Here is a 21,102-nt window from a genome sequence, read left to right on the forward strand (position 1 = left end):
ACCCGACTTGAATCGGTTCAGGCGGCCGAGTCCTTCGGCAATACGTAAGTCCCCGGTGCCGCTTCGAGGACGGGATGCGTCGCGGTGCCCGGCTCGCGGGCAGGGACCTTCTTGCCGGAATGCGGGCGCAGCCATTTCTCCCAGCGCGGCCACCAGGAGCCCTCGTATTTCGTCGCCGCCTCCAGCCAGGCCTCGGCCGTGTCGAAATCGACATGGCCGTCATTGGTGTAATGGCCGTATTTCTTCTTCGAGGGCGGGTTCACGATCCCGGCGATATGGCCCGACTCGGACAGGATGAAGGTCTTGTCCTCCGATCCCATCTGCCGGACGGTGGACCACGCGCCCTTCCACTGGGCGATATGGTCGGTCTCGCAGGCGATCGCGCAGAGCGGCGTCTCGATATCCGAAAGCTTCAGGCCGCGCTCGCCCATGATGTCGAACCCGCCCTCGCAGAGCTCGTTGGCGATGCAGAGCTTGCGCAGGTATTCCGTCACCATCGGCCCGGGCAGGTTCGTGCCGTCGCCGTTCCAATAGAGCAGGTCGAAAGCCGGGGGCGCCTCGCCCAGCATGTAGGATTTGATCGCCGGCCCGTAGACCAGGTCGTTGGAGCGCAGATAGCTGAAGGTCCGCCCCATGAAGAACCGGTCGAGATAGCCCTTCACCGCCGCCTCGCGCTCGATCCCGTCGACGAAATCCTTGTCGAGGAAGACACCCATCTCGCCCGGGTCGCTGAAATCGGCCAGCGTGGTGAAGAAGGTCGCCGTCTCGATCGACGTGTCCTTGCGACGCGCCATCAACGCCAGCACGATCGAGAGCGTGGTGCCCGCAATGCAATAGCCGATGGCGTTGACGCGGTCCTCGCCGGTGATCTCCTTCGCGACGTCGATCGCGGTCAGGTAGCCGTCCTCGATATAGTCCTTGAGACCAACATCGGCGTAGCTCGCATCCGGGTTCACCCAGCTGACGACGAACAGCGTGTAGCCCTGGTCCACGACCCATTTCACGAAGCTGTTCTGCGGCTTCAGGTCCAGCACGTAGAACTTGTTGATCCAGGGCGGGAACAGGACGATCGGTCGGGCATGCACCTTCTCGGTCGTGGGCTTGTACTGGATCAGCTCGAACATGCGGTTGCGGAACACGACCGAGCCCTCGGTCGCCGCGATATTGCCGCCCAGTTCGAAGGCGTCCGGATCCGACAGCGTGACCAGAAGGTCGCCCTTGTTCGCCTCAATATCGCGGACGAGGTTTTCCAGTCCCTTCACCAGGCTGTCGCCCTCGGTCTCGACGGCGCGGGCCATCGCCTCGGGATTGGTGGCCAGGAAGTTCGTGGGCGCGAACAGATCGACGATCTGCTGGCTGAAGAACTCGACCCGCTGCTTGTCGCGCGGATCCAGCCCGCCCAGCTCCTTCACCGTGTCGCGGATCGCCGAGGCGCTGATCTGGTACTGCTGCTTGAGAAAATTGTAATAGGGGTGCTCCTGCCAGATCGGGCTGGCGAAGCGGCGGTCCTTGGGCTGCGGATCCTCGGGCGCGACGGTCTTGCCCTGCGTTAGCGCGGATTGCGCCTCGACCGCGTGTTTCAGCGCCTCGCCCCAATAGCCGACCTGCCGTTCGATCAGCTTCCCGGGATTGTTGGCCATCTCGGTCCAGTAGGCCGCCATCGCCTTTGCATAGAGCTCCGGCCCCGGCCCCTGGAGGCCCGGATCGGCACGGCGCTTGTTTGCAAGTGCAGCAACGAGGCGCTTCGACAGCTCGTCGATCTTCGCGAGATTCGCGTTCAGCCGGGACAGCGCTTCCGGGCCTGCATCCGTCGTGTCACGCTCACCGGTCTTCGCGTCGTCTTTATCGCTCATCGCTGGACTTCTCTCCGCCATGCTGCAACTGCTTGGTCAATAATGCCTAGCATAGCGGCGGCGGCGACCCAACGGCCCTTGCGCGAACGGCGCGGGCCCGCCCGCCCCTCCGCCAAGGAGAAGACCCATGCGCTACATGGTCGCCTATGACCTCATGGAAGCCGCCCGGAACACCAATGCCTGGCTGGGGGCGACCGCCCGCACCATGGCGGGATACCCGGCCTTTTCGCTGATCCCGAACCCCGCCATCTCGATGATGGCGGCCTGGGGCGAGGTGACCGAGCGCAGCTTCGACCGGATGATCGTCAAGCCCGACTGGAACATCCTGCCCATCGCCGACGAGAACGGGCGCGACATGATCGTCACCCCCGAGACCGTCGTCGAGAAGCCCTTCGGCGACCTCGTCCGCTTCAACGTGCAGGGCCGGCCGCCGCAGGCCCGCCGCATCCTGCTGGTGGCGCCGATGTCGGGGCATTACGCGACGCTTCTGCGCTCCACCGTGGTCTCGCTGCTGCCCGATGCCGACGTCTTCGTGACCGATTGGCACAATGCGCGCGACATTCCGGTCAGCGCCGGCAAGTTCGATATCGAGGATTACACGCTCTACCTGACCGATTTCATGCGCAAGCTCGGTCCCGACCTGAACGTCATCGCCATCTGCCAGCCCGCGCCGCTCACCCTTGCCGCCACCGCGCTGCTGGCCGAGCAGGAGCCCGAGGCGCAGCCGCGCACGCTGACGCTGATCGGCGGGCCGATCGACCCCGACGCCGCCGCCACCGACGTGACCGATTTCGGACGCCGTGTGACGATGGGCCAGCTCGAGCAGTCGATGATCCAGCGCGTGGGCTTCAAATACGAGGGCGCCGGCCGGATGGTCTATCCGGGCCTGCTGCAGCTCGCGTCCTTCGTGTCGATGAACGCCGAGACCCACAGCCGCGCCTTCTGGAGCCAGATGCTCCGCGTGGCCGAGGGCACGGCCTCCGACCACGACAAGCACAACAAGTTCTACGACGAATACCTCGCCGTGATGGACATGACCGCCGAGTTCTACCTCTCGACGGTCGAGCGGATCTTCAAGGGACTCGAGATCGCGAAGAACGAGTTCGTCGTCGACGGCCACCAAGTCGATTTCGGCAAGATCACCAACGTCGCCGTGAAGACGGTCGAAGGCGGCAAGGACGACATCTCGGCGCCCGGCCAATGCGTTGCCGCGCTGGCACTGCTGACCGGCCTGCCCGACGAGAAGAAGGCGAGCTATATCGAGCCGGAGGCCGGCCATTACGGCATCTTCGCCGGCGGCTCGTGGCGGCGCAACATCCGCCCGCTGGTGCTCGACTTCATCGACGCGAACAGCGAAGGGCCCAAGCCGCGCCGCAAGACGCGCAAGACGCCCACGCCCGTGCATCTCGCGCAGCCGGACGAGACCGGCCACCTGCCTGTCTGATGGCCACGCTGGGCTTCGCCTGCCGCTGTGGAACCCTTCGGGGCGAAATCGCGGACGTGTCGCCCGCGGACATGACGAATATCGTCTGCCACTGCCATGATTGCCGCGCGGCCTACACGCATCTCGGCCTCGCCGATCCTGAGAAGGTGGGCATCCTGCAGACCGCGCAGGACCGCATCCGCATCACGCAGGGCGGCGAGAATCTGCGGGTCTTCCGCCACAGCCCGCGCGGTGCGCTGCGCTGGTACGCGACCTGCTGCGACACGCCGCTGTTCTATACGCCGCTCAAGCCCCGCCTCGTGCATGTCGGGGTGAATACCGACCGGCTGGAAGACCCGACCGCCGCCGGCCCCGTGCAGGCCGAGGCCTTCATCCCCGGCGACAATGGAAAGCAGCGCCACAAGGGCGCGGGCCGCATGATCGCGCGCATGGCCAAGCGCGTCGCGGCGCATAACCTGTCGGGCAAATGGCGCGAGACGCCCTTCTTCGACGCGGATGGCAACCCGGTCGTCGACCCCACCGTGCTCAGCCGGGAGGAGCGCGCCGCGGCGCTGATGGGCGTGCGGCGATGACCGCCCCGACCCTCGGGCACGTGCATCTGAAGGTCGCCGATCTCGACCGGTCGATCGCCTTCTACCGCGACGTGGTCGGCCTGCAGGTGACGCAGCGCTACGGGCGCGGCGCGGCCTTCCTCTCGGGGGACGGCTACCACCATCACCTGGGCCTCAACGTCTGGGAAAGCCGCGGCGCCGAACCCGGCCCGAAGGGCCATCCCGGTCTCTACCACACGGCCTTCCTCTATCCCGACCGCGCGGCGCTCGGCGCGGCGGTCAAGCGGGCGAAGGCGGCCGGGGTGGCGCTGACCGGCGCCGCCGATCACGGCGTCAGCGAGGCGGTCTATCTCGACGATCCGGACGGCAACGGGGTCGAGCTCTACCGCGACCGCGCGCCCGGGGACTGGCCGCGCGACGCCGATGGCGAACTCGAGATGGTCAATGACTGGCTCGACGTCGAGGCGCTGCTGGCCGAGGCCGAGGACTAACCAGACCCGTCCCAAAAGCGAAAGGGCGCCCCGCGAGGCGCCCTTCCTGTCTGCCGAGGCCGCCGCTCTCAGGCGGTGGCGTATTTGCGGATCTCTCCGGCCTTCAGCCGCGCGCCGTAGGAGGTCAGCTCGATGCGAACCAGCTTCATCAGGAAGTAGAGCGCGAAGATGTTGACCACGGCCATGGCGAAGATCGCCGCGTCCGAGAAGTCGATCACCGGCCCGAGGCTCGCCGCCGCGCCGATCACGATGAAGACGCAGAAGATCAGCTTGAAGACAAGCTCCGTCGTCTTCCCCTCGCCGAAGAGATAGGTCCAAGCCTTCAGCCCATAATAGCTCCACGAGATCATCGTCGAGAAGGCGAAGAGGATCACCGCAATGGCCAGCACGTAGGGGAACCACGAGATCGAGGACCCGAAGGCCGCCGAGGTCAGCGCCACGCCGGACGTGTCGCCCACCGTCGCGATGGCCGTGCCCGCCTCGTTGAGCAGGAAGTTGCCCGTCGCCTCGTCCATGATGAGCTGGCCCGAGATGGTGATGACAAGCGCCGTCATCGTGCAGATGACGACCGTGTCGATCAGCGGCTCGAGCAGCGAGACGAAGCCCTCGGTGATCGGCTCCTTGGTGCGCACCGCCGAGTGGGCGATGGCCGCCGAGCCGACGCCCGCCTCGTTCGAGAAGGCCGCCCGCTTGAAGCCCTGGATCAGCGCGCCGACGAAGCCGCCTGCCACGCCGAGGCCGGTGAAGGCGCCCGCGAAGATCTGGCCGAAGGCCGCGCCGATCATGTCGTAGTTCACGATCAGGATGATGAGGGCCGCGCCGACATACATGATGCCCATGAACGGCACGACCTTCTCGGTCACCTTGGCGATGGACTTGATGCCGCCGACGATCACCGCGAAGACCACCGCGGCGAAGACAAGGCCGGTGATCCAGCCCGGAAAATCGCCCACGATCCCCGAGATCTGCGCATGCGCCTGGTTGGCCTGGAACATGTTGCCCCCGCCCAGCGCGCCCAGGATGCAGAAGACCGAGAACAGGATCGCGAGGATCCGGCCGCCCGGCAGGCCCAGCTCGTCGAAGCCCTTCTGCATGTAATACATCGGCCCGCCCGAGACGGTGCCGTCGGGATACTCGTTGCGGTATTTCACGCCCAGCGTGCACTCGGTGAATTTCGACGCCATGCCCAGCAGGCCTGCGAGGATCATCCAGAACGTGGCCCCCGGCCCGCCGATGCCGACGGCCACCGCGACGCCCGCGATGTTGCCCAAGCCCACGGTGCCCGACAGGGCGGTCGCAAGCGCTTGGAAGTGGCTGACCTCGCCCGCGTCGTCGGGATCGGAGTAGTCGCCCTTCACCAGCGCGATGGAATGGCCGAAGAAGCGGAACTGCACGAAGCCGAAATAGAGCGTGAAGACCGTCGCCGCGACCACCAGCCACATCACGATCCACGGGAATTCCGTACCCGGGAAGGGTGCGAAGATCAGGCTGACGAAGGGGCCCGTCGCGCTGGCGAAGATCTCGTTGACCTGCTGGTCCAGCGTCAGAGCCTCCGACGGGGTCGTCGCCTCCTGCGCGCGGGCGGCAGCGGTCATGAGCGTCAATGCGAGCGGTGCGCCCGCGAGTTTCTTGAAGATGTCCATGCGATGTTCCTTCACGCCACGACGGTCACGGGCACCGAAGCGCTCATGACCAGGTTGGAAGTGGAGCTGCCGAAGACGCGCTGCGCGAAGCCGCCTTCGGAGGAGCGGGCGACGACGATTTGCGAGGCGCCCTTGTCCTTGCAGACGCGATTGAGGGTCTGCGCCACGTCGCCGTGCCGCACGATCCCTTCGGCTTTCATGCCGCCATCGGTGAGCTTCTTGACCGCCGGGTCGATGATCCGGTCATGGGCGAGCTTCAGCTCCTCCTCCCGGCGCTTGTGACGCTCGGCATTCTCCTCCGGGGTCTGGAACGAAAACGGCGACCATTCGACGACATAGACCACGATCAATTCGCAGTCGCCGATCAACTCGGCCAGGTGCCTGGCATGCGCCAGCGCCCGTTCTCCCGATGCGTGGCCGTCCAGGCCCACCACGAGCTTTGTTGTCATGACTGTCCTCTCTCCTGTCCGCTTTCGCCCCTTCGAGAGGCGGCGGAGGCTGTTGGAGACCGGATTCGACCGGCCCCTAAGTTACCCTAGGGGAAAGGATGTCATAAAGCGCGCATCATTGTTGCGAGGCCCCGGAACGCAGCGGGGCGGCCCCGAAGGACCGCCCCGACGCCGTGGCGAAGCCCGTGCGCCTCAGTGTCCGAGGATCTGGCTCAGGAACAGCTTGGTGCGCTCGTTCTGCGGGTTCTTGAAGAAGGATTCCGGCTCGTTCTGTTCGACGATCTGGCCGGCATCCATGAAGATGACGCGGTTGGCGACCTGGCGCGCGAAGCCCATCTCGTGGGTCACGCAGAGCATCGTCATCCCCTCCTCGGCGAGCTGGATCATCGTATCCAGCACCTCCTTGATCATCTCGGGGTCGAGGGCCGAGGTCGGCTCGTCGAACAGCATGATGCGGGGCCGCATGCAGAGGCTTCGCGCGATGGCGACCCGCTGCTGCTGACCGCCCGAGAGTTGGCCGGGATACTTGTCAGCCTGCTCGGGGATCTTGACCTTCTCGAGGAAGTGCATCGCCGTCTCTTCCGCCTCCCGCTTAGGGATCTTGCGGACCCAGATCGGGGCCAGCGTGCAGTTCTCCATGATCGTCAGGTGCGGGAAGAGGTTGAAGTGCTGGAAGCACATCCCGACTTCGGAGCGGATCCGGTCGATGTTCTTGAGATCCGACGATAGCGGGGTGCCGTCGACGACGATCGACCCCTGCTGGTGCTCCTCGAGCGCGTTGATGCAGCGGATCAGCGTCGACTTGCCCGAGCCCGAGGGCCCGCAGATCACGATCCGCTCGCCCCGCTGCACGGTCAGGTCGATATCGCGCAGCACGTGGAACGACCCGTACCACTTGTTCATGTTCTTGATTTCGATGGCCACCTCGTCGGAGACGGTCATGCCCTGCGGATTGGTGTCAGCCATAGCCATGGTTCAGGCCCCCTCAGTGATGGTCGGTCTGCAGCTGGCGTTCGAGCCACTGCGAGTATTGCGAAATGCCGTAGCAGACGACGAAGAACAGAACGCAGGCCGCGGCCCACAGCTCCCAGTAGACGCCCACCCAGTCGGTCGAGGACAGGATCGGTCCGCGGATCATCCCCACGAGGTCGAACATCGAAATGATCGAGACCAGCGTGGTGTCCTTGAACAGACCCACCGCCACGTTGACGATGCCCGGGATCGAGATCTTCAGCGCCTGCGGCAGGATCACGAGCTGCATCGCCTGCGCATAGTCGAGCCCGAGGCTGTCGGCGGCCTCGTACTGACCCTTCGGTAGCGCGGCCAGGCCGCCGCGGATCACCTCGGCGATATAGGCCGATGCGAAGAGCGTGATCATGATGATCACCCGCAGGATCAGGTCGAAATTCGTCCCCGGCGGCAGGAAGTAGGCCAGCACCACGTTCGCCACGAAGAGCAGCGTGATCAGCGGCACGCCGCGCACGAACTCGATGAAGATCACGCAGACATATTTGATAAGCGGCATGCGCGACTGCCGGCCCAGCGCCAGGAGGATGCCGATGGGCAGCGACAGGGACACGCAGACGATGCCGAGGATCAGGTTCAGCATGAAGCCGCCCATGTTCCGGCTCTCCACCGGCTCGAGCGCCAGCAGGTTCGGGAAGGCCGCGGTGACGAAGCCGCCCAGCCACCAGGTCGCGGCGGCGCCCACCACGAAGGCGGCGAGGCCCGCGGCGAAGTTCACGTGCTCGCCGCGCTGGAAGGCCAGGTAGCCGACGGCCAGTCCCAAGAGCGCGAAGGTCGGGATCAGCAGCGAGCCGCCCCAGATCAGCCAATAGGCCAGGAACGGATAGAGCGCGGTCAGGATCAGCAGCTTGCGCGGCAGATTGATGAACAGGACCTGCGGCACCGCGATGAAGAGCAGCACGAAGGCCAGCGTCGGCCGCCAGTAGAGCTCGGACGGGTATTCGAACCCGAAGAGAAGCTGGTTCCAGCGCTCGCCCAGCACCGCGAAGCAGCCGCCGCCGGTGTCGCCGATAATCTCACGGCAATCGCGGATCGACGAGCCCTCCCAGGTGCCGTTGACGATCCAGGGGATCAGGCCCGACAGCAGCCAGTAGACCACGTAGAGCCCCAGCAGCGTCATGATCGTGTTGAACGGGCCCGAGAATAGGTTCTCGCGAACCCATTTCACCGCGCCGGTCTCGGTGACCGGGGGCGGCGCGGGCGGGATCTCGGTCTCGCGGACGAAGGCGACGGATTGGGCGTGCGTATCGCTCATCTCAGCGCTCCTTCAGCCGGACGGAGTTGTTGTAGATGTTCATGAAGAACGAGATCAGCAGGCTGATCGTCAGGTAGAAGAGCATCAAGAGCAGGATGGACTCGATCGCCCGCCCCGTCTGGTTCAGCGTAATGCCCCCCAGGGTCGCCGTCAGGTCCATGTAGCCCACGGCGATGGCCAGCGAGGAGTTCTTCGTGATGTTGAGATATTGCGAGATCAGCGGCGGGATGATGACTCGCAGCGCTTGCGGCAGAACCACCAGGTTCATGATCCGCCGCGGGCGCAGGCCCAGAGCGGCCGCGGCCTCGGTCTGGCCCTTCGAGATGGCCAGGATGCCCGCGCGCACGTTCTCGGCGATGAAGGCGCCGGTGTAGATCGACAGCGCCAACCACAGCGCGATCAGCGATCCGCGCATCAGGATGCCGCCCTGGAAGTTGAAGCCGCGCAGTTCCGGGACCTCCCAGGACAGGCCCATGAACCAGCAGACCAAGGTGATCGGCACGATCCAGACGGCCAGCGTCGGCCAGAACGTCGCCGGCCGTTTGCCGGTCGCCTCCTGCGTGCGGTTGGCCCAGTTCAGGATCGCGCGCGCCGCGAAGAAGGACCCGGCCAGGACGGCCAGGATCACCAGCCAGTCCAGCAGCGCCCCCTGCGTTGCGGCCAGCTCGAACGCATCCGCGTCGGTGGCGCCCTGCGACAGCGCCTCTTCGTCGGTCAGGCCGAAGCCGTTGGTGAAATAGGGGCGCGGCACGTAGACGCCGCGGTTCGTCGCCGCGATCACCCCGAAGAGCGGCGAGGCCGTCGCCTCCTCGCCCCGGAAGTCCCGCGGCTGCGGGAAGACGTTCGCGACGACGGTGAAGATGATGATGATCCAGATGAGGACCGGAATGTTGCGGAAGGCCTCGACATAGACGGCCATCAGCTTGGAGATGATCCAGTTCTTCGACAGGCGCAGCACGCCCGCGATCACGCCCAGCACCGTCGCGGTCACGCAGGCCAGGAAGGCCACGATCAGCGTGTTCAGCGCCCCCACGATGGTCGCCCGCAGATGCGTCGACTGGCTGTCATAGGGAATGGGCTGCTGGTTGATGTCGTAGCCCGAAGGCGCCGCGAGGAAGTCGTAGCTCAGGTCCTGGCCCAGATCGGCGAGGTTCGCGAGCAGGTTCGAGATCAGATACCCGATCCCGAGCACGAGAAGCACCAGCGTGATGACCTGGAAGGTGATCGAACGATAGCGCGTGTCGCTGATCAGCTTGCCGAGGCGGAATCCGTCGTCCCGCGGCGGATCGGTCATGATCGTCATCTGTTTTCCCCGTGTTCCCGTCGGGCGGAGCGGCCGCTTGGGCCGCCGATGCCGGGGACGTTTGCCGCCCCTCGGATCCCCGAGAGATTATCGTTTCAGCTGTGGAAAGGGGCGCGGCATGACCGCGCCCCTGACCGAAATCGTCTTACCGGAAGGGCGGCGAGTAGAGCAGCCCGCCCTCGGTGTACTGCGCGTTCAGGCCGCGCGAGAGGCCGATCGCCGTTTCCTCGCCGATATTGGTCGAGAAGACCTCGCCGTAGTTGCCGACGGCGGCGATGGCGCGACGGGCCCACTCATTGTCGAGACCCATCATGGCGCCCAGCTCGCCCTCGGTGCCCAGCAGGCGGTTCACCTCGGGGTTGTCGCCCGGCGCGGCGGCCAGCTCCTCGACGTTCTCACTGGTCACGCCGTACTCTTCGGCGGCGATCAGGGCGTTGAGCGTCCACTTGACGATGTCGAACCACTCCGAGTCGCCGTGACGGACCAGCGGGCCCAGCGGCTCCTTGGAAACGACCTCGGGCAGGATCACGCTGTCGGCGGGGTTCTCGAAGCCCGCGCGCTGCGCGGCCAGGGCCGAGCGGTCGGTGGTGTAGACGTCGCAGGCACCGGCCAGGTACTGCTGAACGGCCTCGGCGCCGGTCTCGATCGGAACGGGCTCGTAGGACATGCCGTTCACGCGGAAGTAGTCCGCGAGGTTCAGCTCGGTCGTCGTGCCGGTCTGGATGCAGACCGTCGCGCCGTCGAGCTCGGTGGCCGAGGACACGCCCAGCGCGGCCGGGACCATGAAGCCCTGGCCGTCATAGTAGTTGATGCCGGTGAAGTCGAACTTCAGGTCGGTGTCGCGCGAGAAGGTCCAGGTGGTGTTCCGGGCCAGCATGTCGATTTCGCCCGAGGCGAGCGACGTGAAGCGCGTTTTGCCGGTGGTCGGCACGAAGGTCACGGCGGTCGCGTCGCCCAGGACCGCGGCGGCGACGGCGCGGCAGACGGCCACGTCGAAGCCCTGCCATTCGCCATTGGCGTCGGGCTCGGCGAAGCCCGGGACACCGGTCGTCACGCCGCAGTTCAGCGTCCCGCGGGCCTTGACGTCGTCCAGAGTCGCAGCCGAGGCGGCCGCGGCAGCCAGACCGGCGAAGGCCACGGTGCCGAGAAATACGGATTTCTTCATTAGTTACCTCTTCCTGATGGACCGCGCCCTCTCCCCGAAGGCGCGGCGCCGACCCCCGATGCATCGGGACCGGCAGTTCTGACGTGAGGATGTTCATCCCCCTCACTGCCGCGAAAGAGGCCAGATGGGGCTGGGAAGGTCAAGGGACGATGCCGCATTAAGGGGCAGACGCCTCGGAAAGCGTCAGCCTGCCCCCGGTGCTGCCTGCCAAGGCGGCGGCCGGCGCATCAGCCCGCGCGCAGAAGCTCGAGGTAGCGCGCGGCCTGCAGGAAGGCGGCCCGGCGCGAGGCGGTCAGCTTCTGCTCCTCCTCGTCGGGGCCCCATTGCTCGATTTGCCAATCCTCGTCGATGCGCGAGGCCCGCCAGAGCGTCTCGATATCCTGCTCCGCCATCGCGGCCAGCCCGAGGACGAGGCTGCCCGAAAGCGTGACGAATTCGCTCAGCGCCGTCAGCTCCCAGGCCGACAGCGCCGCGACCCGCGCGTGGAGCGCCTCGGTCGCGTTGGCGGGCTGGGCGGCCGGCATGACGCCTTCGGTCACCGCCAGCCGCGCGCCCAGCGCCTCGGCGGCCCAGTCGAGCATCGGGTCCCAGGCCGCGCACTGGCGCGCGACCAGCTCGGCCGGGCCGGCGGCGCGGTAGGACAAGAGGTCCGAGCCGCCATATTCCGCCAGATGCGCGGCGACGGCCTCCGCCTGCGGCATGACCTTGTCGAGCGTGCTGTTCACCGCCCGCGTGAGCGGCATCGACAGCGGGTCGATCACCTCCGCCTGGGCGTCCCATTCCGCGGCGACGCCCCCGGCCAGCGCGCGCGACGGCATGATGAGTTCGGTCTTGGACGGGCTCTTCACCGGGCGGCCGTCCAGGCGGACAGTGTAGCCGCCCGCGACCTCCTCGACGGTGGCGGCGGTCCAGAAGCGGCGGGCCTTCCACTCGCTCATGACGCGTCCTCCTCGGCGAAGGGGTCGTCGGGCACCTCGGCGGCATCCCAGCCCAGCATCGCCCAGGTCTCGGCCATGTGCTTGGGCAGCGGCGCGGCCAGCTGCAGCCGCGCGCCCGTGACCGGATGCGTCAGGCTGAGCGAGCGGGCGTGCAGATGCAGCTTGCGGCTGACCTCGCCGCCCAGCTGCGCGCCCCAGCCGTCGCCCAGGTTCTCCTGCCCCGAGCCGCCATATTTGCCGTCGCCCACGATCGGGTGGCCCAGCTCGGCCATATGCGCGCGCAACTGATGGGTGCGGCCCGTCACCGGCACCAGCGCCACCCAGGCCGCGCGCGTGCCCAGCGCCTCGAGCACCGCGTAATCGGTGGTCGCGTTCTTCGCGCCCTTCACCTCCGGCACCTCGGAGGGATGAATGGCGCGCATCTTCTCGCCCCCGTCCCCGCCGCCGCCGGCCTTCACCAGCCCGTAGCGGATGGTTCCCATGCGCGGATGCGGCACGCCCGCGACGACGGCCCAGTAGATCTTGCGCGTGTCACGGTCGCGGAACGCCTCGGACAGGGCCGCCGCCGTCAGCCGGTTGCGCGCCATGATCAGGATGCCCGACGTGTCCTTGTCCAGACGGTGCACCAGCCGTGGCTGCTCCTCGGCGTCGAAGCGCAGCGCGTCGCCCAGCCCGTCGACATGGCGCGTCTGGCCCGACCCGCCCTGCGAAGCCAGCCCCGGCGGCTTGTTGAGGGCCAGGATATGGTCGTCGCGATAGATCACGCAGGACCGGATCATCTCGGCATCGGCGCGGGCGACCTTGTCGCGGCGCGGCGCTGCCGGCGCCTGCCCCTCGGGCATCGGCGGCACGCGCACGGCCTGGCCCTCGCCCACGCGGGTGCTGGCCTTCACCCGGCCGCCATCGACGCGGATCTCGCCCTTGCGGCAGCCCTTCTCGACGAAGCCCTGCGTGACCTGCGGAAAGCGCCGCTTGAGCCAGCGGTCCAGGCGCTGATCGCCCTCGCCCGCGCCTACGGTGATCGTCTGCACGCCGCTCATGCCGTGGCCCGCGCCAGCCAGACGCCCAGCGCCAGCGCACCCACCGCCAGCCCGACCGAGAGCGCGACATAGGCCAGCGCCTGCGCCGCCGCCCCGCGTTCGATCAGCGTCATCGTTTCGAGCGAGAAGGCCGAGAAGGTGGTGAAGCCGCCCAGCACTCCGGTCATCAGGAAAGGCTGCCAGCCGGCCAGCCCCCGCTGGTGCAGCCACACGACCAGCAGCCCCATCAGGAACGAGCCGATCACGTTGACGCTGAGGATGCCAATCGGGAAACCGGGCCGCAGCAGCGCCGTGCCCAGGAGGAAGCGCAGCGCCGCACCCAGCGCGCCGCCCAAAGCGACTTGAAGCGTTGTCGAAATCATCGCGGGCGTCTCCACCCGCGGCGCGAGACTGTCAACCCTTGGCCCGCTTGGCGCGCTGCTCGACGAACCAGTCGAGGCGGCGGCCCAGCTCGCGCTCGAAGCCGCGATCGACGGGCACGTAGTAGACCGGCCGCTTCATCCCGTCGGGGAAGTAATTCTGCCCCGAGAAGCCGTCCGCCTGGTCGTGATCGTAGGCGTAGCCCTCGCCGTAGCCCTCGCCCTTCATGAACTTGGTGGGCGCGTTCAGGATATGCTTGGGCGGCGGCTCGGACCCGGTCTGGCCCGCGCCCTTCATCGCCGCCTTGTAGGCCGCGTAGCCGGCATTCGATTTCGGCGCGAGCGCGAGGTAGACGACCGCGTTGGCGATGGCGAGCTCGCCCTCGGGCGAGCCCAGCCGCTCATAGGTCTCCCAGGCCTGCAGGCAGACCGTCTGCGCCTGCGGATCGGCCAGGCCGATATCCTCGACCGCCATGCGGGTCACCCGGCGGGCCAGGTAGCGCGGGTCCTCGCCGCCCTTCAACATCCGCGCCAGCCAGTAGAGCGCCGCGTCCGGGTCCGAGCCGCGCACCGATTTGTGCAGCGCCGAGATCAGGTTGTAATGCGCGTCCCCCGACTTGTCGTATTGCGCCGCACGCTTCTGCAGCCGCGCGGCCAGCGTCTCGCGGTCGATCCGGTCCGTCGCCCCCCAGCCATGGACCTGCTCGACGAGGTTCAGGAGCGCCCGGCCGTCACCATCGGCCATCTCCTGCAGGGCCGCGCGGGCGGGCCCGTCGAGGGGCAACTTCGCGCCCAGCTCTTTCTCGGCCCGCTGGGTCAGCAGCTCCATGTCCCGCAGCTCCAGCCGCTTCAGCGTCAGGACCTGCGCGCGGCTCATCAGCGCCGCGTTGAGCTCGAAGGAGGGGTTCTCGGTCGTGGCGCCCACCAGCGTGATGGTCCCGTCCTCCATATGCGGCAGGAAGCCGTCCTGCTGCGCCTTGTTGAAGCGGTGGATCTCGTCGACGAAGAGCAGCGTGCCGGTGCCGTTGGCCCGCCGGTTGCGCGCCGTCTCGAACACCTTCCGCAGGTCGGCCACGCCGGTGAAGATCGCGCTGATCTGCACGAAATGCAGGTCGGCCCGGTCCGCCAGAAGCCGCGCGATGGTGGTCTTGCCCACGCCCGGCGGCCCCCAGAGGATCAGGCTCGGAAGGGTGCCCGAGAGCATCGCCGTCAGCGCCCCGTCCGGGCCCAGCAGGTGCCCCTGCCCGACCACCTGGTCCAGCGTCGCCGGGCGCAGCCGGTCGGCCAGCGGGCCGGGGCGCGCGGGCGTTTCGCTGCGCGGCGCCTGCGCGCCCATGTCGAAGAGATCGGCCATCCCCCCGATATAGAGGCGGCGCCGCCGCGCGGGAAGACACGCCCGGCTTGCGGCGGCGCCGGGGGGTCAGTGCATCTTCGTCGCCATCGGGATATCGACGCAGACCGCGTTCGCGCCCCCGATCCAGGTGACCGGGCCCGCGGGCCGGCAATCGAGCCCCACGCGCCGCGCGAGGCGGGGCGAGCTGGCCGGGATCAGGCCCAGGACCGAGGTCGCGCCCAGGGCGCGCGCCGATTTCACCATCTCGCCGATCAGCTGCATCTGCACCCGCATCCGCATCTTCGCGGGCACCTCGTCGCTGACGAAGACGCGGCTCGACTCCCAGATATGCGGCGCCACAGGGGCGGGCCGGTCGATGATCCCCGGGGGAATGTCGTCGAGCAGGCAGCGCTGCGCGTCGCGGATCATGTAGCTGTAGATGCCGCAGCGATGCGTCGTGGGCGTCAGCCGGACGCCCGCCAGGACGCGGCCGAATTCGTGCACGGCGACCCACCGGCTGGCGGGCGTGTCGTACTGGTCGAATTCCATCCCGTCCGCCTGCGGCAGGTCCCACTGCGCCTGCTCGATGAAGGTCCGGTGGCGCGCGCGCAGCAGCTCGGCGAACAGCTCGCCATGGTTGTGGATGTTCTGGATGGAAAGGGTCGTGACTTGCATGGGGCAATTCTTCCTCTGCCGGGTTGTCGATGACACCAGGGGACCGGGGTTGCTCGCGATGTGGGGTCGGGTTCAGATCAGCCCGTATTCTCTTGCCATTCTCAGTGCCTCGGCCGTGGTTTCTGCGCCCAGGCTGGCCCGGACGGTCGAAAGCCGCGCTTCGAGCGCGGCCTCCGTAATTCCCAGTTCGAGCGCCGCGTCCGGCTTCTCCGCGCCCGCATCGATCAGCCGCAGGGCGTCGAGCTCGTCCTGCGTCAGGCGCGGCGGAAGCCCCGCGACCTCGTGCAGCCCCTCGGCGATCTCGGCCAGCGCCTCGATCTCGGGATCGGTCAGCTCGCGGTCGCGGCGGGCGACGCCCACGATGGTGCGGGAGGTGATCTTGCCCGCCGCGGCGACCGCACCGAAGCGCAGCCCGTGCTCCGCCGCCTGGCGCATGATGCCGAACGGGTCGGGCAGGTCGATCTCGGACCAGCGGATCGCGCCAGTGCGGCTGATGCCCCAGAAGACCAGCGGATCGCGCAGCGCGAAGGAGCGCGACCGGTAGAGCTCCTGCCAATCGGCCGGGTAGGTGCTGCGCATGAACAGGGGCGTGGCGAAGCGAATATGCGCCCCGACCGTGTAGCCCGCCGGCCCGAGGTCATCGAGACGCTGCAGGTAGCGAACCATGAGGCGGCGTCTCTCGGGCATGGGTGTCGATCTGCTCAACGAAGGAGGGTTAACCAGACTAGACGCCCCGGGGGGTTAACAAAGCCTAAACGGTGCCGCCCGGAAGCCCCTGAGGTGTCAACGAAAAAAGCCCCGCCGAGGGGGCGGGGCTTTCGGATCGTCGGGTGCCTGGCGGCGGGAGGCTCAGCCCTCCAGCGCGTCCTCGGCCTCGAGCCGTGCACGGTCGCCCGCGCCCTTGGCGTCGACATCGCGGTCGACCAGCTCGATGATGGCCATGGGCGCCATGTCGCCGTAGCGGAAGCCCGCCTTGAGCACGCGCGCATAGCCGCCCTGGCGGTCCGTGTAGCGCGGGGCCAGGACGTCGATCAGCTTCTGTACCGCGGCCTCGTCATGCAGGCGCGAGGCCAGCAGGCGGCGGGCGTGCAGATCGCCGCGCTTGGCGAGCGTGATCATCTTCTCGACGATGGGCCGAAGCTCCTTCGCCTTGGGCAGCGTCGTCTTGATCTGCTCGTGCTCGATCAGCGAGGCGGCCATGTTCTTGAACAGCGACTTGCGGTGTTCGTGGGTCCGGTTCAGGCGGCGGTATCCGCGGGCGTGACGCATGGGTCTATCTCCGTATGCTTATGCTTTGTCCGGGGTCCCATGCGTGGCGGGACCCTCACCTTGGGGCCGTTAGGCCCGAGTATTCCCCGCATCAGGCGGGCATTGCCCCGCCCCGGACCGTGGCCCGGGGCGGGAAAGCGATCAGAAGTTGTCCTCGAACTTCTTGGCCAGGTCCTCGATGTTCTCGGGCGGCCAGTCGACGATATCCATCCCCAGATGCAGGCCCATGCCCGAGAGCACTTCCTTGATCTCGTTGAGGGATTTGCGGCCGAAGTTCGGGGTGCGCAGCATCTCGGCTTCGGTCTTCTGGATCAGGTCGCCGATATAGACGATGTTGTCGTTCTTCAGGCAGTTGGCCGAACGCACCGACAGCTCCAGCTCGTCAACCTTCTTCAGCAGAAGCGGGTTGAACTCGAGATCGTCGGCATCGCCATCGGCGCGGGCGGCTTCCGGCTCGTCGAAGTTGACGAAGACCTGAAGCTGGTCCTGCAGAATGCGCGCGGCATAGGCCACGGCGTCGTCGGGCGCGAGGCTGCCGTCGGTTTCCAGCTTCAGCGTCAGCTTGTCGTAGTCGAGCACCTGGCCCTCGCGGGTCGGCTGCACCTCGTAGGAGACCTTCTTGACCGGCGAGTAAATCGCGTCGATCGGGATCAGGCCGATGGGCGCATCCTCGGGCTTGTTCTTGTCGGCCGAGACGTAGCCCTTCCCGGTGCTGACCGTCAGCTCCATGTAGAGCTCGGCCCCGTCGTCGAGGTGGCAGATGACGTGGTCGCGGTTCAGAACCTCGATGCCGTTAGACTCGGAAATGTCGCCGGCTGTGACGACCATCGGACCCTTGGCCGAGATCGACAGGCGCTTGGGCCCTTCCACTTCCATCTTCAGGCTGACGCCCTTGAGGTTGAGGATGATGTCGGTCACGTCCTCGCGCACGCCCGAGACCGAGCTGAACTCGTGCAGGACGTTGTCGATCTGGACGCTGGTGATGGCCGCGCCCTGCAGCGAGGACATCAGCACGCGGCGCAGCGCGTTGCCGAGCGTCAGGCCGAAGCCCCGCTCCAGCGGTTCGGCCACGACGGTGGCCTGGCGGGCGGGGTTGTTCCCCGGACGAACGTCAAGCTGTTGCGGCTTGATGAGTTCCTGCCAATTCTTGTGGATCATGGGCCCAATCCCTCCATTCTCGTCGCACCCCGGGGCGGTTGGGTGGACACTCGAGGTTGAAACGGCGTGGGCAGGGACCGCGCGTCGCGGCCCCTGCCCTGTCGTCGAAATATCGTCAGACGCGGCGGCGCTTCGGCGGGCGGACGCCGTTATGCGCGATCGGGGTCACGTCGCGGATCGCGGTGATCTGCAGGCCGACCGCGGCCAGCGCGCGCAGGGCGCTCTCACGGCCCGAACCGGGGCCCTGGACCTCGACCTCGAGGGTCTTGAGCCCGTGCTCCTGCGCCTTCTTGGCGGCGTCTTCGGCAGCCATCTGAGCGGCGTAGGGGGTCGACTTGCGCGAGCCCTTGAAGCCCATGGTGCCGGCCGACGACCACGAGATCGCGTTGCCCTGCACGTCCGAGATCAGGATCTTGGTGTTGTTGAACGAGGAGTTCACATGCGCAACGCCGGCGGCGATGTTCTTGCGTTCCTTGCGCTTGGGCGCGCCACGACGGGTATCACGTGCCATTGGTCCTGCCCTCCCTTACTTCTTCTTGCCGGCAATGGCCTTCGCGGGGCCCTTGCGCGTGCGTGCGTTGGTATGGGTGCGCTGACCGCGAACCGGCAGGTTGCGGCGGTGGCGCAGGCCACGGTAGCAACCGAGATCCATCAGGCGCTTGACGTTCATTTGCGTCTCGCGGCGCAGGTCGCCCTCGACCGTCAGGTTGGCGTCGATATATTCACGGATCGACAGCACTTCCTGGTCGGAGAGTTCGTTGATGCGGCGGCTGCTATCGATGCCCACGGCGTCGATAATTTCCTTCGCCTTCGAGGGACCGATCCCCGTGATGTAAGTCAGCGCGACGGGAACGCGCTTCCCCGTGGGGATGTTGACGCCTGCGATACGAGCCAAATGGAGCTTCCTTCTTCGTTGCGGTTCCGTAGTTCCAGAACCTTTTTTCACAACGCCCGCGCCGGTGCGACGGGGGCAAATACGGATGGCCGGGAACCCGTTCGATTCCCGGCGGAGCCTGCGACCTAAGGGCTTCGGGCGGGCGCGTCAAGCGCTCGGGGGCGGCCTGTCAAGCCTTTTCGAACAAGGCGTCGGAAATCGCCCGCGCGACCCCGTCGATCTCGCCCAGCCCGTCCACGGGGCGCAGCTTTCCGGCGTGGTAGTAATAGCCGATCAGGGGCGAGGTCTTCTTGTAGTATTCCATCAGCCGTGTGTTCAGCGCCTCGGCATTGTCGTCGGCCCGGCGCTTGAACTCGGTGCCGCCGCAGTTGCTGCACTCGCCGCTCTCGGGGATCGGCTTGGTGATGTCGTTATAGACCTCGCCGCAGCTGCCGCAGGTCGACCGCGCCACGATCCGCTCGACCAGCGCGGCGTCGTTGACGCGCATCTCTACCACCGCGTCGAGCCCGGTGCCGTGCTTGGCCAGGATCGCGTCCAGCGCGTCGGCCTGCCCCAGCGTGCGCGGGAAGCCGTCAAAGATGAACCCGCCGCCATGCTCGCCCTGCAGCTTCTCCTCGATCAGCCCGATGACGATCTCGTCGGTGACCAGCTCGCCCGCATCCATGATGGCGGCGACCTTGTTGCCCATCGCCGTGCCCGAGGACCGCGCCTCGCGCAGCATGTCGCCGGTCGAGAGCTGGATCATGCCCCGCTCCGCCTCGAGCCGCCGCGCCTGGGTTCCCTTGCCCGCGCCCGGCGGTCCCAACAGGATGATGTTCATCGTCTGGCTGTCCCCTTGTTCCGCCCGCGCCGTTTGCCGCGCAGTTGCGATTTCTCGATCAGGCCCTCGTATTGATGGGCGAGCAGATGCGACTGCACCTGCTGGATCGTGTCCATCCCGACCGAGACGATGATCAGGATCGAGGTGCCGCCGAAATAGGCCGTGATGGCCAGTTCCTGCCGCACCATCTCGGGGATCAGGCAGACCAGCGCCAGGTAGCCCGCGCCGAGGACGAGGATGCGGTTGGTGACGTATTCGAGGTATTCCGACGTCCGCTTGCCGGGGCGGATGCCCGGGATGAAGCCGTTCTGGTTCTTCAGGTTGTCGGCCACGTCATCCGTCTTGAAGGCGACGTTGTGGGTGTAGAAATACGTGAAGAAGATGATCATGCCCGCGAAGAACAGAAGGTAAAGCGGCTGCCCGGGGCCGAAATACGCCAGGATCGTCGACATGATCGGGCCCGAGTTCTGGCCCGAGAAGGTGCTGATCGTCGTCGGCAGCAGCAGCAGCGACGAGGCGAAGATCGCCGGGATCACGCCAGCCGGGTTCACCTTGATCGGCAGGTGGCTGGAGCCGCCGTCATAGACCTTCATCCCGACCTGGCGGCGCGGGTACTGGATGTGGATCTTGCGCAGGGACCGCTCCATGAACACCACGAAGAGCAGCGTCACCAGCAGCATCAGCACCACGCCCAGGATGACCGGCGTCGACAGCGCGCCGGTGCGGCCGCTCTCGAAGAACTGCGCCAGCGCGGCAGGCAGCTCGGCCACGATGCCCACGAAGATGATCAGCGAGATGCCGTTGCCGATGCCGCGCGCGGTGATCTGCTCGCCCAGCCACATCAGGAACATCGTGCCGCCGACCAGCGTCACCACGCAGGCGGCGCGGAAGAACCAGCCCGGATCGGTGACCAGACCGCCCGATTCCAGCGAGACGGCCAGCCCGTAGGCCTGCAGCGTCGCCAGCGCCACGGTGCCGTAACGCGTGTACTGGTTGATCTTCTTGCGGCCCTGCTCGCCTTCCTTCTTCAACTGCTCGAGCTGCGGGACCATCGCGGTCATCAGCTGCACGATGATGCTGGCCGAGATGTAGGGCATGATCCCCAGCGCGAAGACGCCCATGCGCCCGATCGCGCCGCCGGTGAACATGTTCAGCACACCGCCCAGCCCCGCGCTCGCCTGCTCGACGAAGTCGCGCAGCGCGCCCGCGTCGATCCCGGGCACGGGGATATAGGTGCCGAAGCGGTAGATGATCAGCAGGCCGATCGTGAACAGGATGCGCTGGCGCAGCTCTTTGGCCTTGCCGAACGCGCCCCAGCTCATGTTTGCGGCCATCTGCTCTGCGGCTGATGCCATGAGAGCCCCTCTCGATGCTGAAACGCCGCCCTGCGGGCTTTCCCGCGGGCGGCGTCAGGGAAAACTTCAGACCATGTAAG

At 67.0% G+C, this 21,102-nt stretch carries 22 protein-coding genes; 3 read left to right on the top strand and 19 right to left on the bottom strand.

The features are described 5' to 3' along the window. Positions 1–17: 17 nt before the first annotated feature. Positions 18–1,853, bottom strand: coding sequence for a class I poly(R)-hydroxyalkanoic acid synthase (gene phaC, locus P8627_RS02295; protein WP_279965885.1), 1,836 nt, complete (start codon positions 1,851–1,853; stop codon positions 18–20). 127 nt (positions 1,854–1,980) lie between these two features. On the opposite strand from phaC, the gene phaZ reads away from it, so the two are divergent. The 3 genes from phaZ (at position 1,981) to P8627_RS02310 (ending at position 4,339) form a co-directional block, all read left to right on the top strand. Beyond that, positions 1,981–3,297: a polyhydroxyalkanoate depolymerase gene (gene phaZ / locus P8627_RS02300; protein ID WP_279965886.1), complete on the top strand. Its 1,317-nt coding sequence runs from the start codon at positions 1,981–1,983 to the stop codon at positions 3,295–3,297. Positions 3,298–3,368: 71 nt separating this feature from the next. Then, a complete protein-coding gene (locus tag P8627_RS02305; protein ID WP_279965887.1) occupies positions 3,369–3,869 on the top strand; it encodes a DUF6151 family protein in 501 nt (166 codons plus the stop codon). After that, entirely contained in the window at positions 3,866–4,339 is a 474-nt protein-coding gene (locus P8627_RS02310; RefSeq protein ID WP_279965888.1) for a VOC family protein, read from the top strand. Before P8627_RS02305 ends, P8627_RS02310 begins: the two co-directional genes overlap by 4 nt. Before the next feature lie 68 nt (positions 4,340–4,407). Here P8627_RS02310 and P8627_RS02315 read toward each other — a convergent pair whose 3' ends face one another. The 18 genes from P8627_RS02315 to secY all read right to left on the bottom strand — a co-directional run bounded on the left by P8627_RS02315 (position 4,408) and on the right by secY (position 21,022). Further along, entirely contained in the window at positions 4,408–5,934 is a 1,527-nt protein-coding gene (locus P8627_RS02315) for an alanine/glycine:cation symporter family protein (protein WP_279967529.1), read from the bottom strand. 59 nt (positions 5,935–5,993) lie between these two features. Then, positions 5,994–6,431: a universal stress protein gene (locus tag P8627_RS02320; RefSeq protein ID WP_279965889.1), complete on the bottom strand. Its 438-nt coding sequence runs from the start codon at positions 6,429–6,431 to the stop codon at positions 5,994–5,996. Positions 6,432–6,623: 192 nt separating this feature from the next. Beyond that, on the bottom strand, positions 6,624–7,403 hold the full coding sequence (locus P8627_RS02325; RefSeq protein ID WP_407932961.1) for an amino acid ABC transporter ATP-binding protein: 780 nt from the start codon (positions 7,401–7,403) through the stop codon (positions 6,624–6,626). Positions 7,404–7,416: 13 nt separating this feature from the next. Beyond that, a complete protein-coding gene (locus tag P8627_RS02330) occupies positions 7,417–8,712 on the bottom strand; it encodes an amino acid ABC transporter permease (RefSeq protein WP_279965890.1) in 1,296 nt (431 codons plus the stop codon). Between the two features lies 1 nt (position 8,713). Next, positions 8,714–10,015 (bottom strand): amino acid ABC transporter permease, encoded by a 1,302-nt coding sequence (locus P8627_RS02335; protein WP_279965891.1) that lies wholly within the window; start codon positions 10,013–10,015, stop codon positions 8,714–8,716. Between the two features lie 145 nt (positions 10,016–10,160). Continuing rightward, positions 10,161–11,180, bottom strand: a complete 1,020-nt coding sequence (locus tag P8627_RS02340; protein ID WP_279965892.1) for an amino acid ABC transporter substrate-binding protein — start codon at positions 11,178–11,180, stop codon at positions 10,161–10,163. 227 nt (positions 11,181–11,407) lie between these two features. Continuing rightward, positions 11,408–12,118: an ATP12 family chaperone protein gene (locus P8627_RS02345; RefSeq protein ID WP_279965893.1), complete on the bottom strand. Its 711-nt coding sequence runs from the start codon at positions 12,116–12,118 to the stop codon at positions 11,408–11,410. Beyond that, complete coding sequence (locus tag P8627_RS02350) at positions 12,115–13,158, bottom strand: RluA family pseudouridine synthase (RefSeq protein WP_279965894.1); 1,044 nt, start codon at positions 13,156–13,158, stop codon at positions 12,115–12,117. Before P8627_RS02350 ends, P8627_RS02345 begins: the two co-directional genes overlap by 4 nt. Then, positions 13,155–13,520: a fluoride efflux transporter CrcB gene (gene crcB / locus P8627_RS02355; protein ID WP_279965895.1), complete on the bottom strand. Its 366-nt coding sequence runs from the start codon at positions 13,518–13,520 to the stop codon at positions 13,155–13,157. The genes P8627_RS02350 and crcB overlap by 4 nt, the downstream gene beginning before the upstream one ends. Before the next feature lie 31 nt (positions 13,521–13,551). After that, positions 13,552–14,871, bottom strand: a complete 1,320-nt coding sequence (locus P8627_RS02360) for a replication-associated recombination protein A (RefSeq protein ID WP_279965896.1) — start codon at positions 14,869–14,871, stop codon at positions 13,552–13,554. Positions 14,872–14,937: 66 nt separating this feature from the next. Beyond that, positions 14,938–15,525, bottom strand: a complete 588-nt coding sequence (locus tag P8627_RS02365; RefSeq protein WP_279965897.1) for an acyl-homoserine-lactone synthase — start codon at positions 15,523–15,525, stop codon at positions 14,938–14,940. 72 nt (positions 15,526–15,597) lie between these two features. Continuing rightward, complete coding sequence (locus tag P8627_RS02370) at positions 15,598–16,191, bottom strand: autoinducer binding domain-containing protein (RefSeq protein ID WP_279965898.1); 594 nt, start codon at positions 16,189–16,191, stop codon at positions 15,598–15,600. Between the two features lie 183 nt (positions 16,192–16,374). Continuing rightward, positions 16,375–16,794 carry a 50S ribosomal protein L17 gene (gene rplQ, locus P8627_RS02375; protein ID WP_279965899.1) on the bottom strand — a complete coding sequence of 140 codons (420 nt, stop codon included), beginning with the start codon at positions 16,792–16,794 and terminating at the stop codon, positions 16,375–16,377. A gap of 141 nt (positions 16,795–16,935) precedes the next feature. Continuing rightward, positions 16,936–17,952, bottom strand: coding sequence for a DNA-directed RNA polymerase subunit alpha (locus tag P8627_RS02380; protein WP_279965900.1), 1,017 nt, complete (start codon positions 17,950–17,952; stop codon positions 16,936–16,938). 115 nt (positions 17,953–18,067) lie between these two features. Beyond that, a complete protein-coding gene (gene rpsK / locus P8627_RS02385) occupies positions 18,068–18,463 on the bottom strand; it encodes a 30S ribosomal protein S11 (protein ID WP_279965901.1) in 396 nt (131 codons plus the stop codon). Positions 18,464–18,478: 15 nt separating this feature from the next. Continuing rightward, on the bottom strand, positions 18,479–18,847 hold the full coding sequence (rpsM, locus tag P8627_RS02390) for a 30S ribosomal protein S13 (RefSeq protein ID WP_279965902.1): 369 nt from the start codon (positions 18,845–18,847) through the stop codon (positions 18,479–18,481). A 169-nt stretch (positions 18,848–19,016) separates the two neighbouring features. Further along, a complete protein-coding gene (locus P8627_RS02395; RefSeq protein WP_279965903.1) occupies positions 19,017–19,667 on the bottom strand; it encodes an adenylate kinase in 651 nt (216 codons plus the stop codon). Then, complete coding sequence (gene secY, locus P8627_RS02400) at positions 19,664–21,022, bottom strand: preprotein translocase subunit SecY (protein WP_279965904.1); 1,359 nt, start codon at positions 21,020–21,022, stop codon at positions 19,664–19,666. The genes P8627_RS02395 and secY overlap by 4 nt, the downstream gene beginning before the upstream one ends. Positions 21,023–21,102 lie beyond the last annotated feature (80 nt).

Source organism: Jannaschia sp. GRR-S6-38 (genome assembly GCF_029853695.1).
GTDB lineage: Bacteria > Pseudomonadota > Alphaproteobacteria > Rhodobacterales > Rhodobacteraceae > Jannaschia > Jannaschia ovalis.